Source organism: Streptomyces sp. NPDC107562 (assembly GCF_055657325.1).
On sequence record NZ_JBVKBE010000010.1, the window covers coordinates 90843 to 106760 of the forward strand.

A 15918-nucleotide genomic window follows, 5' to 3' on the forward strand; every position below is an offset into this window, starting at 1 on the left:
GTGCGGTGGCTCCGTGCGGGGTGTCTGTGCCGTGAGGCTCCGGGCTGCCGGGGCGGGCTCCGTGTTCGGGGTCCGCGCGGGGCGGGCTCCGTGCCTGGGGGCCGATTCGGGGCGGGCTCCGTGCCGGGGGCCGAGCGGGGCGAGCCCCGTGACCGGCGTACCGGAGTGGCCGAGCCCGGGAGCCCGTGCCGGGAGTGCATGCCCGGGAGTCGCCTCCGCAGGGAGAGCCAGGCCCGACGTCCGTGCCGGGGGTCGTCCGCGGCGAGCTCCGTGCCGGAGTGGCCGTGACCGAGAGGCCGTGACGGAGGGCCGTCCGCGGCTAGCTCCGTGTCGGAGGCACCCCCGGGGCGGCCCTGGAGGGGCACCCGGGCCGGGGCCTGCGGCCCGGCCGAGCGCGGGCCCGGTCACCGGGTCACCGGGTCACCGGGTCACCGGGTCACCGGCGGCGACATCGCCGCGCTCCGCCCGGTCGCCTGGCCGTGACCGAGGCCGTGCCGCAGGGCCGTCCGCGGCGAGCTCCGTGCCGGAGTGGCCGTGCCGGGCGCCGCTGTCCGGGAATCCGTGCCCGCGACGTCCATGCGAGGGACCTGCCCGAAGGTCGTGACAGGTAGCCCGTGCCCGGGAACACGTACCCGCGGACGTCCAGTCGGGGGGCATGCCGGAGGTCGTGCGGGGGCGCTCCACTCCGGGGGCCGTGGGTCGGGGTGGTGGCGTGGGGCGGTGTTGTCAGACCCTGGTGCGAGACTCGCAGGCGTGGCCGACCGGTGGGCGCTCGCTCCGGCCGAGGACGGTGGCGTGGACGTCGCCCCCCTCGGTCCCGACGGGCTGCCCGCCGGGCCGGTGCTGCGGGAGCAGGACCCGGCGGCCGCCGTCCGCAGCCGGCCGCAGGTCACGCGGTGGGTGTGGCGGTCGACCGCCGAGATCTATCCCCGCCTGCTCGCCGCCGGGGTGCGGGTGGAGCGGTGCTACGACATCGAGGACGCCGAGACCCTCCTCCTCGGCCACGAGGGGCGGTACGGCGAACCCCGCTCGGCGGCCGCCGCCCTCGCCCGCCTGCGCGGCGGACCCGTACCGCCCGATCCCCCGCAGCGCGCCGCCGAACCGGGCGCCCAGTCCCCGCTGTTCGAGCCCCGGAGCAGACACGTACCCCTCGACGACCTGCTCGCCGTCTACGCCGAGCAGCAGCGACGACACGACCGGGCCGCGCACCCCGACCGGATGCGGTTGCTGACGGCCGCCGAGTCGGCGGGGATGCTGGTGGCGGCCGAGATGAACCGCTCCGGGGTGCCCTGGAGCGCCGAGGTGCACCGCGAGGTCCTGCACGAACTGCTCGGGGAGCGGTACGCGGGCGGTGGCGAGCCACGCCGCCTGGCCGAGCTCGCGGACGAGGTGTCCGCCGCGTTCGGGCGCCGGGTGCGGCCCGATCTGCCGGCCGACGTGATCAAGGCTTTCGCGCAGGCCGGCATCAAGATCGGCTCCACCCGGCGCTGGGAGATCGAGACCCTGGACCATCCGGCGGTGAAACCGCTGGTGGAGTACAAGAAGCTGTACCGCATCCGGGTCGCGCACGGCTGGTCCTGGCTCCAGGACTGGGTGCGGGACGGGCGGTTCCGGCCGGAGTTCCTGGCCGGCGGGACGGTCACCGGCCGCTGGGTGACCAACGGCGGCGGCGCCCTGCAGATCCCCAAGGTCATCCGGCGTGCCGTGGTCGCCGACCCGGGCTGGCGGCTGGTCGTCGCGGACGCCGACCAGATGGAGCCGCGCGTGCTGGCGGCGATCTCCCGCGACCCCGGTCTGATGGAGGTCGCCGGCCGCGAGAGCGACCTGTACCAGTCCGTCTCCGACCGCGCCTTCTCCGGCGACCGCGCCCAGGCCAAACTCGCCGTGCTCGGCGCGGTCTACGGGCAGACCTCCGGCGACGGGCTGAAGAACCTCGCCGCCCTCAGACGCCGCTTCCCCAAGGCGGTGGCGTACGTCGACGACGCGGCCCGCGCCGGTGAGGAGGGTCGCCTGGTGCGGACGTGGCTGGGTCGGACCTGTCCCCCGGCCGCCGGGGCGGGCGAGGACGCGGCGGAGGAGGCCGGCATCCCCGTCACCGCGGCGGAGGACGAGCCGGACTCCCCGCAGTGGGTGCCGGGTCACGCCTCCACCAACGCCCGCGCCCGCGGCCGTTTCGCCCGCAACTTCGTCGTCCAGGGCAGTGCCGCCGACTGGGCCCTGCTGCTGCTCGCCGCGCTGCGCCGCACCTGCGCGGACCTCGCCGCCGAACTGGTCTTCTTCCAGCACGACGAGGTGATCGTGCACTGTCCGCAGGAGGAGGCCGAGACGGTCGTCGCCGCGATCCGGGAGGCGGGGGCACTGGCGGCCCGGCTGACGTTCGGCGAGACACCGGTGCGGTTCCCGTTCTCGACGGCGGTGGTCGAGTGCTACGCCGACGCGAAGTGATCAGGAGGAACGCGGGATCAGGGACCGGAGTTCCGTGAGGACCGCCCGCTCGTCCGTGCCGTCCAGGTCGGCGAGAGCGGTGCGCCACGCCTGGTGCGCCTCGTCCTCGCGGCCCTGGTCGCGCAGCAGCAGACCGCGCTGGTGACGGCCGAGGCCCCCGGTGTACCGGTCGGAGCGGGCGTCCGCGCGGCGCAGCAGCTCCGCGCACTCACGCTCGGCGCGCCCGGCACGGCCCAGCTGCCGCAGCGCGCGGACCAGGCCGAGCCGGCTCTGCGACTCGCCGTGCCAGTCGCCGTGCCCGCCGAGGATACGCAGGCTCTCCTCGAAGTGCTCGGCGGCGGCGGCCGGTTCTCCGAGGGTGAGATGGGCGTAGCCGATGTTGCAGTGCGCCGTGTGCTGCACGATGACGGCACCGATCGCGACGCCGAGGGCGAGCGAACGGCGGTGGTGCTCGACAGCGACGCGCGGGTCGGTGTGCTCGTGCAGGTTGCCGAGATGGCTGTACGTCACGGCCTCGCCGTACGGATCGTTCAGCCGGCGTGAGTACCCGAGGCTCTGGCGCAGCGCGTCCTCCGACTCCGCGTACCGTCCCAGGCCTTCGAGCAGCAGCCCCCGGTTGTTGAGGCAGCGCCGGACCCAGGAGACGGCTTCGAGGCGACGCCAGATGCCCAGCGCCTCGTCGTTCAGCGCGAGGGCCTCGCTGTGCCGGCCGGTGAGGAAGTGCATCCCGGCGAGGTCGACCAGCGCGGTCGCCTCCGCCGCCGCGTCCCCGAACCGCCGCGCCAGCTGGAGCGCGGCCCGGCCGAGCAGTTCCATCTCGGGGATGCGGCCGCCGCGGTGGAGGCAGGGGGAGAGCAGCCGCAGCAGGGTCGCGAGGTAGGCGGCACGGCGCTCGCACGCACCATCGGCGTACGCCTCGACCAGCGCGACGATGTTGCACAGTTCGCCGTCCGCCCAGGCGAACGCCGCCTCGGTTCCTTCGAAGGCGGCCACCGTCGCCACGTGCGCGGCATGGTCGGCGGGCTGGGCGGCGGTGGGACGGCGACGGTCGTCCTGGTCGAGCCCGGGCTCGACGATGGCGGTGAGGGTGCGCTCGGCGGTGGCGGCGTACCAGCGGAGGGCGGTGTCGACGAGGTCTTCGTGGGGGTGGGGGTCTGGGCTGGGGTGCGGGTCAGGGTTCAGGTGAGAATGGGAGTGCGGGTCGGCCGTGTCGGCCTCCGTCCGTCCGCCCGAGGCGGCCAGTTCGCGGGCGAAGTCGCGGACCAGGTCGTGGGGTGCGTAGCGGGCGTACGCCGTCTCCTCCAGGAGGGCCACGTCGACCAGCCGGTCCAGTGCGGCCTCGGCGCGGCGTTCGCCGGTGCCGGTGAGACGGGCGATCAGGGGTGCGCCGTACGACGGCAGGTCGAGCGCACCGACGCTGCGCAGTGCGACGGCGGCGTCCCGGTCGGCCTCGCGGTCGGAGGCGGCGAGCGCGTCGTGGGCGACGGCGAGGGAACGCCGCACGCTCAGGTCGTCGTACTCCAGATGGTGCAAGCGCCCCTCGGTCGCGGTCAGTTGAGCCGCGAGCACGTCCGGGGTGAGCGCCCGGCGGGCGGCGAGCCGGGCGGCGACGACGCGCAGGGCGAGCGGCAGCCGGCCGGTGAGTTCGACGAGCGGGTGCCTGGCGTCGAGCCCGTCCCGCCCGGACACCGCCCGCAGCAGCGCCGCGCTCTCCGCTCCGCTCAGCGGCGTGAGCGCGAAGCGCCGGGCGCCGTCGAGCGCGGTCAGCGGCGAACGGCTCGTGACGATCACCGCGCACCCGGCGCCGGCCGGCAGCAGCGGCCGTACCTGGGCGGCGCTCGCGGCGTCGTCCAGCACCAGGAGCGTGCGCGTCGGGGCGAGCAGCGAGCGCAGCAACGCGGCGGCGGCATCGGGGTGTTCGGGGATGCTGCGGGGCTCGACACCGAGGTCGCGCAGGAGCGCGGTGAGCGCCTGGCCCGCGGCGAGGGGGGTCATGCCGGGGGTGGCGCCGTGCAGATGGACGTAGAGCTGACCATCGGGGAAACGTTCCGCCATCGCGTGCGCGGCATACAGCGCGAGCGCGCTCTTGCCGACGCCGGCCATGCCGCTGACGACGGCGAGCGCGGCCGGCCGGGCGAGGGTCCGGAGCAGGGCGTCGCGGACCGGGACACGGCCGGTGAAGTGTGCGGGTGAGGGTGGGAGTTGGGACGGTCTCGGTGCGGCGGCCGTCTCCTGGCCGCGCTCGTCCGGCTGCGCCGCGCTCGCGCCGGGCGCGGTCCGGTCGCCCGGAAGCTCCGGTTCCGGCGCGGCATCCCTCTGTACGGCCCCCCGCAACACCTCCACATGGGCCGCGCGCACCCCCGCCCCCGGCTCGACACCGAGTTCCTCCAGGAGCCGCGACCGCAGATCCCGATGGGTGGCGAGGGCCTCGGCGCGGCGGCCGGTGCGGTGCAGGGCAAGCATGAGCTGGCGGTGGTAGGCCTCGTGGAGCGGATGCTCGGCGGCGAGGGCGGCCAGCTCCGGGACGAGCCCGGCCAGCCGTTCCCGTCCGGCGGTCCACTCCTCCGCGAGGGCGAGTTCGGCGTCATGGCGCCACTCCAGGACCAGCAGGCGCGCCTCGACCAGCCGTTGCACGAACGCGTACCCGCCCACGTCGGCCGGCAGCCCGCTCAGGGGCGCGCCCCGCCACAGCGCGAGCGCCCGCGCGCACTCGCGCACGGTCCGCTCCCACTCCCGCCCCGCGTGCGCATGACGCGCGGCGGCGACGTGGGACTCGAAGACATGGACGTCCAGCTCACCCTGCTCGACGCGGAGCAGGTATCCGGGCGGCACGGCACGCAGTCGCCCGGGATCGTCGAGCATCCGGCGCAGCCGGGCCACGTGGTTGTGCAGGGAGGCCTGCGCGGAGGCGGGCGGCGCGCCGCCCCACAAGGTGTCCTTGAGCGACGCGACGGGGACGACCCGGCCGGCTTCGAGGAGCAGGGCGGCGAGGAGGACGCGTGCCATGGGGCTGCTCAGGGGGCGCACGGCAGGTCCCCGCAGCACCTCGTGCGACGACCCGTCCTGCGACGACCCGTCGTGCGACGACCCCTCATGCGACGACTCGTCCTGCGACGACCCCTCGTGCGACGACTCGTGCGCCGGCTCCTCGTGGAACGGCCGCCCGCCACACGGCTCGTACAGAACAGGCGGCCCCAGCAGTCCGAACCGGAGTCCGGACCGCAGCCCGAACCGGGGTCCGCACCGCATCACGCCGCCCACAGCCTTCCACCCGGCACTTTCCGCCACCCGCGTCCGGGCGACCACGACCGGAACCCGCCACCGTTCCGGCACACCGGTCCCCCGGACAGGCGCCAGGACCGGCGGACGCCGAGACGGGCAGACGCCGAGGAAACCCTTGGCCACATGTTAGCGATCCGTTGGTGTGGCCTGATGTGATCACATCATCGGATCCGGCCCGACGGTGCGCGCGTATGGCCGCGCAACTCGGGGGAGTGTCGCCGCCGCGGCCGGGCCCGGGACGCCAGTGGGCCCCGGTCGGCAGAGGTGAACGACGGGGGCCCGCGTCCGAACGTGCGCGCACCCGCCACCCTGGGGGAGAGACACGGGAGAGACACCGGCCCCCGGGAGGACGAGACATGCGCTACCGCTGCGCCGTACTGGACGACTACCAAGGCGTCGCGACCACCGTCGCCGACTGGACCCCCCTCGACGAGAGGGTCGACGTCGTGACCTTCTCCGACCACTTCCCCACCGAGGACGAACTGGCCACGGCACTCGTCGACTTCGACTTCGTGGTCACCCTGCGCGAACGCGTCCCCTTCCCCGCCACGCTCCTCGAACGGCTCCCCCGCCTCAAGCTCCTCGTCGCCTCCGGCATGCGCAACTCCGTGATCGACGACGCCGCCGCGCACGCCAACGGCGTCACCGTGTGCGGCACGGAGAGCTCCTCCACTCCCCCGGTCGAGCTGACCTGGGCCCTGATCCTCGGCCTGGCCCGTGGCATCGTCCAGGAGAGCACCGCCCTGCGCACCGGCGGCCCCTGGCAGTCCACCGTCGGCGCGGACCTGCACGGCCGCCGCCTGGGCCTGCTCGGCCTCGGCAAGATCGGCAGCCGCGTGGCCCGGATCGGCCTGGCCTTCGGCATGGAGGTCACGGCCTGGAGCCAGCACCTCACCAAGGAACGCACGGACGAGATCGGGGTCCACCTCTCCCCGACGCTGGAGGACCTCCTCACGACCAGCGACTTCGTCTCGGTCCACCTGGCCCTGAGCGACCGCACCCGGGGGCTGCTGGGCCCGGCGGAACTGTCCCTCCTCCGGCCGACCGCGCACCTGGTCAACACCTCCCGCGCGGCGATCGTCGACCAGGAGGCACTCCTCGCGGCCCTGCACGAGGGCCGGATCGCCGGCGCGGCGGTGGATGTCTTCGACGTCGAGCCGTTGCCCGCCGGCCATCCGATGCGCGCGGCCCCGCGCCTGCTCGCCACCCCGCACCTGGGTTACGTCTCGCAGGCCAACTACCGCCGCTACTACGGGCAGGCCGTCGAGGACATCGAGGCCTACCTGTCCGGCACCCCGGTCCGCGTCCTCGGCTGACCGGGCCCGGCGCACTCCGTCACGTGTCCGGGCTCAGCAGATCGACGAGGGCCCGCTGCGACCAGTGACCGCGCGCGCCGGGGCAGGCGGCGACGTACGACGTGATCGCCTCCCTGTCCCACGCGCCCGCCGACAGCAGGCCCGAGGACAGGAACCTCACGTAGTCGGCGGAGGGCGGTACCCATGGCACCTCGTTCATCCGCCAGGGGGCGGTGAAGGTCAGCGCGGGCAGACCGGCGACCTGCCCGGCGCACACGAGGGTCTCGTAGCGCCCCTCCCCCAGCACGGCCCGCCCGTTCGTCAGTACGTCGACCAGGTCGAGGTCCATTCCCGGGTCCCGATACATCTCCTGGGCGGCGATGTCGAAGAACTGGTCGGCGGTCACCAGGTGTGCCCTGGCGAGCACCCGGCCGCCGCACCGGGGGTCGTAGAAGGCCCGGCCGCCGCCCCATACCGGGGACCTGGTGGCGAAGTACAGGGCGCCGGTCAGCTCCACCGGGATCGACCGCGTGGGCATCGCCGGGTTGCGGCACCCCGGGTACTCCCGCCCGGCCCCCGCCGGGCGACCGCCCCTGATGTAGCAGGCGAGCCGGTCGAGATGCACGTTGGAGCCGTAGGAGGTGTACCAGACGTGCTCGGGGTGCTGGTCCGTGGGCAGCGTGGCGTCGATGCTCGTGAGCGCCTTCACGCCGACGGGTCCTTCGCCGTGGGCTGCCCCGGCCCGGCGGTGGCGGGGTAGAGGCCCTCCAGCAGCGAGGTCAGATAGCGGCGAGCGGTCTCGACGCGGCCGGCGGCGCCGCCGTGGACGTGCGCGGCGTAGGCGATCCCGCACATCAGGGGGACCAGGTCCTCGCCGGCCAGCTCGGGGCGCACGGCGCCGGCCGCGTGGGCCCGGTCGAGCAGCCGCCCGCCGACCGCCCCCAGCGCCCGCTTCACCTCCGTGGTGCGCGGCAGGGCGTCCACGGCCATGGCGGTGACCTGGGACAGCGAAGCGTCGGTGGCCTGCGCCTCGACGGTGCGGCGCAGGAAGCGGGCCAATGCCCGGCCGGGGTCGTCGTCGGCCAGCGCCCGCTCGCCGTAGGCGGCGAGCGCCTCAAGACCGGGCGCCGCGAGGGTCTCCAGGAGAGCCTCGGCGGTGGGGAAGTGACGGTAGACGGTACCGACGCCCAGACCCGCCCGGCGGGCCACGTCGTTGAGCTGCAGCGGCGCGCCCTCGTCCACGAGTTCCCGGGCCACGGCGACAATCCGCTCCCGGTTACGGGCGGCGTCCTTGCGCCGGCGGGCGCTCGTCATGCGACGAGTCTAACCGGATACCTCATCCACCTCCCGGCGGACGGGAGAGGCTGGCCCCCCACAGCTGCCGCCGATGACCCGGCTCAGGTCACGAGTGCAGGGTCTTGTACACCCGGTCCGCGCAAGCACGGTCGACCGCGGCAACGCGAAGTCCGGTGACTTTCCGGGCGGCCGCCCGCTCATCCTCCGGCAGGCGCTCGGCGACTTCGTCCTTCGTAATGGTGCCGCCCATGATGTCCAGCGTCCACGTCCCCTTCCGCATCGACAGGAGCGTCATGCCCTCCTCCGTCCAGTAGTCCTCCTGGACCCATCCCTGACGCTTCAATTCGCCGGCCAGAAGGGCGGTGTCCTTCGGGCTCGGATCAGTGTCGGTGGGGGTACCACCGTCGATCATGCAAACGTCGAACGCATCGTCGTCCTCGGGGGCGGCGTACCTCGGTTCGGAGAACCCCCCGGCTCTCATACCGGCGGCAACGCCCGCTCGTACCTCGGAATGGCTCATCTCCGTCGCGGTCGTTGCCGCGCTCCCGCTCGCACTCGCGCTCGCAGTGCTGTCGCCGGCCGTCCGCGTCCCCGCGTCCCCGCCGTCATGGGAACGTCCTGCCCTGTCCGTCCCGCATCCAACAAGCAGCACAGCCGTCGTCAGCACAACGGCCCCCCACATCCCGCGCAACACTCCCCACTCTCCCCTACAACGACATGCTCATGATGCTGCTGGAGTTTCGCATGTTGACATCCACCCGGAAATTGGCAAACGACACCTAAAGGCCAAAAAGGAACGGCGCAAACCCGGATGTTCACCAGCAATTCCTCGAACGCAAAAGCCCAGCTCAGACAATGTCTGGGCTGGGCTTCAGAGAGAGCCGCCTTCGGGATTCGAACCCGAGACCTACGCATTACGAGTGCGTTGCTCTGGCCATCTGAGCTAAGGCGGCGCGCTGTCCGCACCATGGTGCGATCAGCAACGTCGGTAAGTCTACACAGTTTCCGGGGGTGCTCCGTACCGGCCCCGGAGCGGGCGACGCCGGGGCCGGGGGCGGCTCTAGGAGCAGCGCTTTCCGTCCTTGGGTGCCGTGCCGCGCAGGAGATACGCGTTGATCGTACGGTCGATGCACTCGCTGCCGCGCCCGTACGCGGTGTGGCCGTCGCCGTCGTAGGTCAGGAGGCGGCCGGAGGAGAGCTGGCGGGAGAGGCCCTGCGCCCAGTGGTACGGCGTCGCCGGGTCCCGGGTGGTGCCGACCACCACGATCGGCGCCGCGCCCTTCGCCTCGATGCGGCGCGGCTCGCCCGTGGGCGCGACCGGCCAGTACGCGCAGTTCAGGGCGGCCCAGCCGAGGGATTCGCCGAACACGGGGGACGCCTTCTCGAAGGAGGGCAGCGCCTTGCGGACGTCGTCCGGGGTGTCGAAGGAGGGCGGGAGGTCCAGGCAGTTCACGGCGGCGTTGGCGTACATCAGGTTCGAGTAGCGGCCGTCGGCGTCCCGCTCGTAGTAGCCGTCGGACAGGGCCAGCAGTCCCGCGCCGTCGTTCTTCTTCACGGCCGCGGTCAGTGCCTCGCGCAACTGCGGCCAGGCCGCCTCGTCGTACATGGCCGCGATCACCCCGGTGGTGGCCAGCGACTCGGTGAGGCGGCGGCCGCCCTCGTCGCCGGTGGGCAGCGGCTTCGCGTCGGTCTTGTCGAAGAACGCCTTCAGGTTCCGCCCGACCTGCTCCGGCTTGACCCCACGGCCCCCGACGGCGCAGTCGGCATGCCGCACGCAGTCCTTCGCGAACGCCGTGAACGCCGTCCCGAACCCGGCGGTCTGCTCCAGGTTCAGCCGCCGCGCCGACAGCGTCGGGTCCATCGCGCCGTCCAGCACCAGTCGCCCCACCTGCTTCGGGAAGAGCCCGGCGTACGTCGCACCGAGCAGCGTCCCGTACGACGCCCCGACGTAGGTCAGCTTCCGGTCGCCGAGCGCCGCCCGCACGATGTCCATGTCCCGGGCCGCCTCGACGGTGGAGACGTGCCGCAGCAGATCGGGCGCGTCCGCCCCGCACCCCTCGGCGAAGCTCTTGTACGCCGCGACCAGGCCGTCGACCTCGCGCCGGTCGTCGGGTGTGATGTCCGTCTGTGTGTACGCGTCCATCTCCCGCCCGTCGAGGCATTCGACGGGCTCGCTGCGGGCGACCCCGCGCGGGTCGACCGCGACCATGTCGTACCGGTCACGCACCTCCTTGGGGTAGCCGATCCCGGCGTACGACTGGAGGTAGCCGACCGCCGAACCGCCCGGCCCGCCCGGGTTCACCAGCAGTGAACCCAGCCGCTTGCCCGGCCCCGAGGCCTTCTTGCGGGCCACGGCGAGCCGCACGTCGCCGGCGTCGGTCCTGGCGTAGTCGAGCGGCGCCCGCAGCGTCGCGCACTCGAAGCCGGGGACACCGCACGAGCGCCAGCTCGGCTTCTGCCCGTAGTACGACGCCAGCGCGGCGGACGCCGCCTGGGGCAGCGCGGCGAGCGCCGCCTGGGCCGGCGCGCTGGCGGAACTCGTCGAGCTCCCGGAGGAGCAGGCGGATGCGACCAGCGCCGCGATGGCGAGGAATCCGGCTCCGGTGCGGGACCTGACGCTGAACACGGACCTGGGCCTGCGGTGGGTGCGCCTTGTGTGCATCCCGCGAGCGTAACGCTGCGCCATCGCCTGAACGCGCTCCGTGCGCCCCGCGCCTCGGACGAGTGCAGGCTGTCCCACGGATGTCCCACGGACGAGGTACGTCGTCGACGGCGCTGACAGACATCGCCGGCGCCCCCCGCTCACCCCGCCCTGAGGGCCAGGGTCATCGCCTCGACAGCGAGCAGCGGCGCCACGTTCCGGTCGAGCGCGTCGCGGCACGCGGCGATCGCCTCGATGCGCCGCAGCGTGGATTCGGGTGCGCTGCTCCGCGCGAGCCGCTCCAGCGCGTCCTCGGCGTCCGTGTTGGCGAGCGCGACGCGGGAGCCGAGCTGGAGGGCGAGGACGTCGCGGTAGAAGGCGGTCAGGTCGGTGAGGGCGAGGTCGAGACTGTCGCGCTGCGTCCGGGTCCGCCGGCGCTTCTGCTTGTCCTCCAGGTCCTTCATCACGCCCGCCGTGCCCCGCGGCATCCGGCCTCCCTGCACCGCGCCCAGCGCCGTCTTCAGCTCCTCGGTCTCCTTGCCGTCGATCTCCTCGGCGAGCTGCTTGGCGTCCTCCGCGGCCGCGTCCACCAGCTCCTGCGCCGCCCGGAGACAGCCGCCGACGTCGTCCACACGCAGCGGCAGTTTGAGCACGGCCGCCCGGCGTTCCCGTGCCGCCGGGTCCGTGGCGAGGCGGCGGGCCCGATCGACGTGCCCCTGCGTGGCGCGGGCCGCCGCGGCAGCCACGTCGGGCTCGACGCCGTCGCGGCGCACGAGCATGTCGGCGACGGCGTCCACCGAGGGCGTGCTCAGGTTCAGATGGCGGCAGCGGGAGCGGATGGTGGGCAGGACGTCCTCGATGGAGGGGGCGCACAGCAGCCAGACCGTCCGCGGGGCGGGCTCCTCCACCGCCTTGAGGACGGCGTTGGCGGACTTCTCGTTCAGCCGCTCGGCGTCCTCGACGAGGATCACCTGCCAGCGGCCGTTCGCCGGGGAGGTGAACGACTTGCGGACCGTGTCCCGCATGTCGTCGACCAGGATCTGCGCACCGACCGCGACGACCGTGGAGACGTCGGCGTGCGTACCGACCAGCGCCGTATGGCACCCGTCGCAGAAACCGCACCCCGGTGCGCCGCCGAGCGCCCGGTCCGGGCTGACGCACTGCAGCGCCGCCGCGAACGCCCGCGCGGTCCGGACCCGTCCCGCGCCGGGCGGTCCCGTGAACAGCCACGCGTGCGTCATCCTGGACGCCTCGGGGGGCGCGGTGTCGGCCGCGGCGGCGGAGACCAAGGCGTCGGCGTCCCGGGCAGCGGCGGTGAGCTGCTCGCTCACCCGCTCCTGCCCGACGAGGTCGTCCCAGACGCTCATGGGTCACGCCGCCCTTCCGTCACACTTCGCGGTACGCCCTCCATTGTGGGGGCGCCCACCGACAACGGCGGACGCGACCACCGACAACGGCGGACGCGACCACCGACCACACGGCGAGAGGCGGCGGGACGCGGCCAGGAACGACGACGGAGGGCTCCACGGCCACGTCCCGTCAGCCGCACGCCCCCCGTCAGCACACTCACCGCCTCAGCGCACGCACCGCCTCAGCGCACGCGCCGCCTCAGCGCACGCGCCGCCTCAGCGCACGCGCCTCATCGCCCGCGCCCCTTCCCGCGCCCGTCCTGCTCGTCGTCGTACCCGTCCTCGTGCGGTCCGAGCAGTTCGTCCGCCAGCGACGGCAGGTCGTCGAGCGGGGTCTCCTCGGCCCAGTCCGGACGGGGCCGTCGCTGCGGCCTGCCGTCGGCGTCGAGCTGGGGCAGCTCCCGCGTGCGGTCCTCGGTGCCGTCCGGACCCGCGCCCTGGGGCTCGTCCCGGAAGAAGCCGGGCGGCACCCGGTCGGCGGGGTCCTCGTCCCGCACGGGCGGCAGCACCGCGGTCTCGTCCGCGGCGCCGGGCACGACCGGCGGCAGCACGGCCGTCTCGTCGGCGGCACGGGAGGGCTCTCCCGCCCCGCGCCGGTGGTCGACCGGCGGCAGCACCGCCGTCTCGTCGGCCGCACCCGCAGTCGTCCCCGGCTGCGGCAGCTCCGTCGTCACCTCGGCGTCGGATCCACCGGCGTCCGTCCGCGCCTGCGGCCTCTCGGCGTCGGGGCGCACCGGCCGCAGTACCGCCGTGTCCTCCACGGGTCCGCCGGAGGCGTTGGTCGGCGTCACCACCGGCGTCGGCACGGTCGCCGCGTCGGTGGGCACGTCGGGCGTCGCGGGAGCCGCCGGCCGGGGTCCCGCTGCCGCCGCCGACGCCGCCTGCTCGGCGGCCCGGCGAGCCTCCTCGGCCCGCAGCAGCGCCTCCTCGGCCTTGCGCTGCTTCTCCAGGCGGCGCTCTTCGGCCTCGGCGCGCAGCCGGGCCTCCTCCTCGGCCTGCTGCCGGCGCCGGTCCTCCTCGGCCTTGCGGCGGGCTTCCTCCTCGGCGCGCGCCCGCTCCTCGGCGAGGAGCCGGACCCGCTCCTCCTCGGCGCGGCGGCTCGCCTCCTCGGCCCGCTGCCGGGCCTCCTCCGCCTGCCGCTCGGCCTCGCGCCGCTGCGCCTCCTCCAGCTCGCGCCGCTTGCGCTCCTCCTCCTCGGCGCGCAGCCGGGCGAGCTGCTCCTGGCGCTCGCGCTCCAGGCGCTCCTCCTCGGCCTTGCGGGCGGCCTCTTCCTCCGCCTTGCGGCGGGCCTCCTCCTCGGCCTTGCGGCGGGCCTCCTCCTGGGCCCTGACCTCGGCCTCGGACAGCGGCAGCAGCTGGTCGAGCCGGTGCCGGATCACGGTGGTGACGGCTTCGGCCTCCTGCCCGGCGTCCACCACCAGATAGCGCCCGGCGTCGGCCGCGGCCAGCGTCAGGAAGCCGGACCGCACGCGCGCGTGGAACTCGGCGGGCTCCGACTCCAGCCGGTCGGGCGCCTCCGTGAACCGCTCACGCGCGGCCTCCGGCGAGACGTCCAGCAGCACGGTCAGATGCGGGACGAGGCCGTGGGTCGCCCAGCGGTTGATACGGGCGATCTCGGTCGGCGACAGGTCACGGCCCGCACCCTGGTAGGCCACCGAGGAGTCGATGTAGCGGTCGGAGATGACGATCGCGCCGCGCTCCAGGGCGGGCCGCACCACGGTGTCCACGTGCTCGGCCCGGTCCGCCGCGTACAGCAGCGCCTCGGCCCGGTGCGAGAGCCCGGCGCTGGAGACGTCCAGCAGGATCGAGCGCAGCCGCTTGCCCACGGGGGTGGCCCCCGGCTCCCGGGTCAGCACCACCTCGTGGCCCTTGGCCCTGATCCACTCGGCGAGCGCCTCGGCCTGGGTGGACTTGCCGGCACCGTCGCCACCCTCCAGGGCGATGAAGAACCCGGTGGTGGCGGGCGTCGGCTCCGGGTCGTCGCCGCCGAGCAGCGCGTGGCGCACGTCCTGGCGCAGCGGCACCCCGGAACGGTCGTCGAGCTTGGCCAGCACCAGCGCGGCCACCGGCAGCAGCAGCGCGCCGACCAGCATCAGCGTGAACGCCGCCCCGCCGTGCGCGAACACGAACTTGCCGTTCTCCAGCCGGTGCGGCCCGATCAGCGCCGCCACCACGGGCGCGATCAGTGCGCCGAGCGCCACGAAGACCCGCACCATCGCGTGCAGGTGCTCGGTCGTGCGGGCCCGCCGGAAGTCCTCGGACTCCTGGTCGAGCAGCGTGTGGCCGGTGTTGGCGGCCACACCGGCGCCCGCGCCGGCCAGCGCGACGATCAGCAGCACGGTGGCGAGGTCCGGGACGAGCCCGGCGGCCAGCAGCGCGACGCCGGTGAAGGCGATCGCCAGGGCCAGCAGGCGGCGCCGCGACAGCGACACCAGCACCTTGGGGGCTGTGCGGACGCCGACGACGACACCGCCGGTGAGCACGCCCACCAGCAGCCCGTACGTCACCGGGCCGCCGCCCAGGTCCTTGGCGTGCAGCACGGACACCGCGACGACGGCGGCCACCGCGCCGGCGACGGCGGCGCAGGCGAGCACCAGCAGCGGCATCGCACCCGTGCGGCCCTTGTCGGAGCCCTCTGCCGAGCGGGGACGGCGCAGCCCCTCCAGCGGGGACCGCGCGCGCGGGGTGCGGGTGCCGGGGACCTCCAGGAAGGTCAGCACCGACAGCGACGCGGCGAACAGGCCCGCCGCCACGTACGAGGCGAGGGCCGCCTGGTGCTGGCCGAACCAGGCGATCCCGGCCCCCAGCAGATTGTTGAACAATCCGGCGACTACCAGTACGGCGGCCGCGAGGGGCACGGTCACGAAGGTCGTACGCAGGGACAGGCGCCGCAGCGCGTCCAGGTGGTCCGGCAGCGGCCGTACCGTCGCGCCCTCCGGGGGCGGCGCGGGCAGCAGCGCGGGCGCGGCGCTCTCGCGGCACACCGTCCAGAACCGCTCGGCGACCCCGGTGACGAACACGGTCACCAGCAGCAGGGCGAGCGCGTCCTGAGGCGTCCAGTCGATCCACAGCGGCGCGATGATCAGCAGCGCGACCCGCAGGCCGTCCGCGCCGACCATGGTCCAGCGGCGGTCGAGGGGGCCGTCCTGCGAGGTGAGCGCGGAGAGCGGCCCGAGGAGCACGGCGCCGAAGAGCAGTGTCGCGAGGACGCGCACCGCGAAGACCGCCGCGACCGCGAACGCCACGCCCCGGTACCCGCCACCGAACGACTCCTCGGCGATCGCCGCCTGGAGGACGAGGAGGACCAGCACCAGGAGCGCGAGCATGTCGCCGATGCCGCTGACGAGCTGTGCGCTCCACAGCCTCCTCAGCTGTGGCCGGCGCAACAGCGCGCGCACGGCACGCTCGCGGGAGTCTGCGACGAGGGCGTCGTCGGGGGCCGGGTGATGGGCCGTTGGCTGCTCGGCTCGCGTCATGCTTTCAGCCTATCGGGCCGCACCGACACTCCAGTGCGCCCGCCCGAACGTCCGCACGCCCCGGCACCGATGTG

The 15918-nt window shown here is 74.4% G+C and carries 9 protein-coding genes and 1 tRNA gene; 2 read left to right on the plus strand and 8 right to left on the minus strand.

The window, feature by feature from the left end; translation table 11 throughout:
• The first annotated feature begins 753 nt into the window (after positions 1–753).
• Entirely contained in the window at positions 754–2445 is a 1692-nt protein-coding gene (locus ACZ7LV_RS25840; RefSeq protein WP_471942581.1) for a bifunctional 3'-5' exonuclease/DNA polymerase, read from the plus strand.
• Here the strand turns inward: ACZ7LV_RS25840 and ACZ7LV_RS25845 are convergent, their stop codons facing one another.
• Positions 2446–5694, minus strand: coding sequence for an AfsR/SARP family transcriptional regulator (locus tag ACZ7LV_RS25845; RefSeq protein ID WP_471942583.1), 3249 nt, complete (start codon positions 5692–5694; stop codon positions 2446–2448).
• A 389-nt stretch (positions 5695–6083) separates the two neighbouring features.
• Here ACZ7LV_RS25845 and ACZ7LV_RS25850 point away from each other — a divergent pair, with 389 nt between their 5' ends.
• Entirely contained in the window at positions 6084–7043 is a 960-nt protein-coding gene (locus ACZ7LV_RS25850) for a D-2-hydroxyacid dehydrogenase family protein (protein WP_471942584.1), read from the plus strand.
• Positions 7044–7062: 19 nt separating this feature from the next.
• Here the strand turns inward: ACZ7LV_RS25850 and ACZ7LV_RS25855 are convergent, their stop codons facing one another.
• From ACZ7LV_RS25855 to tmk, 7 genes are all read right to left on the minus strand, one after another.
• Positions 7063–7731: a histone deacetylase gene (locus ACZ7LV_RS25855; protein ID WP_471942586.1), complete on the minus strand. Its 669-nt coding sequence runs from the start codon at positions 7729–7731 to the stop codon at positions 7063–7065.
• Positions 7728–8336, minus strand: a complete 609-nt coding sequence (locus tag ACZ7LV_RS25860) for a TetR/AcrR family transcriptional regulator (protein WP_471942588.1) — start codon at positions 8334–8336, stop codon at positions 7728–7730. The genes ACZ7LV_RS25855 and ACZ7LV_RS25860 overlap by 4 nt, the downstream gene beginning before the upstream one ends.
• Positions 8337–8424: 88 nt before the next feature.
• Positions 8425–8838 (minus strand): hypothetical protein, encoded by a 414-nt coding sequence (locus ACZ7LV_RS25865; protein WP_471942589.1) that lies wholly within the window; start codon positions 8836–8838, stop codon positions 8425–8427.
• A 359-nt stretch (positions 8839–9197) separates the two neighbouring features.
• A tRNA-Thr gene (locus ACZ7LV_RS25870) sits at positions 9198–9271 on the minus strand.
• Between the two features lie 107 nt (positions 9272–9378).
• Positions 9379–10980 (minus strand): alpha/beta hydrolase, encoded by a 1602-nt coding sequence (locus ACZ7LV_RS25875; protein WP_471942590.1) that lies wholly within the window; start codon positions 10978–10980, stop codon positions 9379–9381.
• Between the two features lie 140 nt (positions 10981–11120).
• The gene (locus ACZ7LV_RS25880) at positions 11121–12326 is read right to left on the minus strand and encodes a DNA polymerase III subunit delta' (RefSeq protein WP_471942592.1); all 1206 of its coding nucleotides are present in this window, start codon (positions 12324–12326) and stop codon (positions 11121–11123) included.
• A gap of 272 nt (positions 12327–12598) precedes the next feature.
• Complete coding sequence (gene tmk / locus ACZ7LV_RS25885; RefSeq protein ID WP_471942594.1) at positions 12599–15844, minus strand: dTMP kinase; 3246 nt, start codon at positions 15842–15844, stop codon at positions 12599–12601.
• Positions 15845–15918 lie beyond the last annotated feature (74 nt).